Origin of the sequence: Alcanivorax sp. UBA3183, assembly GCF_002364155.1 — a bacterium.
Lineage (GTDB): Bacteria > Pseudomonadota > Gammaproteobacteria > Pseudomonadales > Alcanivoracaceae > Alcanivorax > Alcanivorax jadensis.
In genome coordinates, this window is record NZ_DEXN01000028.1 from 6,563 (window position 1) to 8,235 (window position 1,673).

2 protein-coding genes are annotated in these 1,673 nt (G+C 60.6%); one reads left to right on the forward strand and one right to left on the reverse strand.

The window, feature by feature from the left end; genetic code table 11:
* Window positions 1-83 precede the first annotated feature (83 nt).
* On the reverse strand, window positions 84-866 hold the full coding sequence (locus B3Q33_RS10565; RefSeq protein WP_272963191.1) for a crotonase/enoyl-CoA hydratase family protein: 783 nt from the start codon (window positions 864-866) through the stop codon (window positions 84-86).
* A gap of 474 nt (window positions 867-1,340) precedes the next feature.
* Between B3Q33_RS10565 and B3Q33_RS10570 the strand changes: the two genes are divergently transcribed.
* Window positions 1,341-1,655, forward strand: a complete 315-nt coding sequence (locus tag B3Q33_RS10570; RefSeq protein ID WP_272963192.1) for a thioredoxin family protein — start codon at window positions 1,341-1,343, stop codon at window positions 1,653-1,655.
* Window positions 1,656-1,673 lie beyond the last annotated feature (18 nt).

Sequence of the window (1,673 nt, forward strand, 5' to 3'; positions counted from 1 at the left end):
GCTATGCTTGCATGGCGAACCTTGGCCAGAGAAACCGGATCGGCTGCTAGTATTTCACTGCCAGGCTGGTCATTCCACAAAACTCACTCTTCAAATTTCCCATGCCGTCCGGCGCCTTGCCGGAAACGTTCGGCGCCACCAATCGCTTCTTCGAATACCACCGGGTAGCCGCCGGCGCCTTCCTGGCGCAGGGCTTCCTCCTGCGCCAGGTCCCATTGTCGATAGGCTGAAAGCCGGTCGGCCTGCAGGCAGCGTTGCGGGAAGGCGGCGATTTGCCGGGCCAGGGTGATGGCTTCATCCAGTGCTGTGCCGTAGGCCACCACCCGGTTGGCCAGGCCGATCTGCAGGGCTTCATCGGCCGCCACCGGCCTGCCGGTCAGAATCATATCCATGGCCCGGCTGTGGCCAATCAGGCGAGGCAGACGCACGGTACCACCATCGATCAGTGGCACGCCCCAGCGCCGGCAGAACACACCGAACGTGGCCGACGTTTCTGCCACTCTCAAGTCACACAGCAATGCCAATTCCAGTCCGCCTGCCACCGCAAAGCCGCTTACGGCTGCAATCACCGGTTTGCTCAGCAGCATACGGGTAGGGCCCATGGGCCCGGGGCCGCTGCCGGCCTCGTCAATCTCATTGCGTCGTTGCGGATCAGACAAGGCGGACAGATCGGCGCCGGCGCAGAAGTTGCCGCCAGCGCCGGTGAGGATGGCCACCTTGAGATCGGTGTTCTGCTCAAAGGCGTCGAAAGCGGTACGTAACGCATCCGCGGTGGGGCGATCCACCGCGTTACGCTTGTCGGGGCGGTTCAGGGTGATAATGAAAAGGTCGTCGCGGGTTTCGGTGATTACCGGTTGTTCAGTCACAGGGCTATCCGTTATCTGCCGTTTCCCGCATCTAACCATAAAAGAAACCCAAAAGGGGAGCGGCGGTAGTCACTGCTCCGGTTTTCAGTAGGCCAGAGTGAAGCGCTCACGTTCGTGTTGCGGGTGATCCTCTTCACCCAGCAGTGCTACGGCCTAACCAACCCTGTACGGAACGGCTGTTGCTCTAGTCGTCCACCAGCAGGTCGTCATTGCCCGATCAGCACTGGCGGGAGTGTCGATCAAAAGCGTATCTGCCGCCACCCGCAGAGCTCCGGCGCGGCCGACAATCGCCAGGCGAGGATCTCTGTGATGGCGGATTCCATTGCCGCCGAAGCGCTGGAGCGAGGCGATCAACAGAGAGTTCTGTCAGACTGGTCGGCGACCTGCAGGGCAAGTATGCGGTCTACCCGCCGGGGCGCGAGGCTCCGACCAAGATGCGGGCTTTTGTGGAATGTCTGATCGAGCGGATATGAAATGAATTATGTGAAGAGTTATGAAGAAGAAACCCTCAATCGCGAGGAGGTTGAACAACGGCCGGGCACCTGGGTACTGGAATTCGGCGCCAACTGGTGCGGCTATTGCATCGCCGCTCAGAAAGACATCGAAACGGTGCTGTCACCGATGACCGAGCTGCACCACGAAAAAATTGCCGATGGCCCTGGCCGCCCTCTGGGTCGCAGCTACCGGATCAAACTGTGGCCTACGCTGATCCTGATCCATGATGGCAAGGAAATAGACCGGGTAGTACGGCCCACCAGCGCCGAACAAATCCGCCAGCTTTTCTCGTAGGAGCCTCGCTGGCGGCGC

Bases quoted from the DNA above. Each gene is read 5' to 3' on its own strand.
- B3Q33_RS10570 (WP_272963192.1), top strand. From the start codon at position 1,341: ATGAATTATGTGAAGAGTTATGAAGAAGAAACCCTCAATCGCGAGGAG.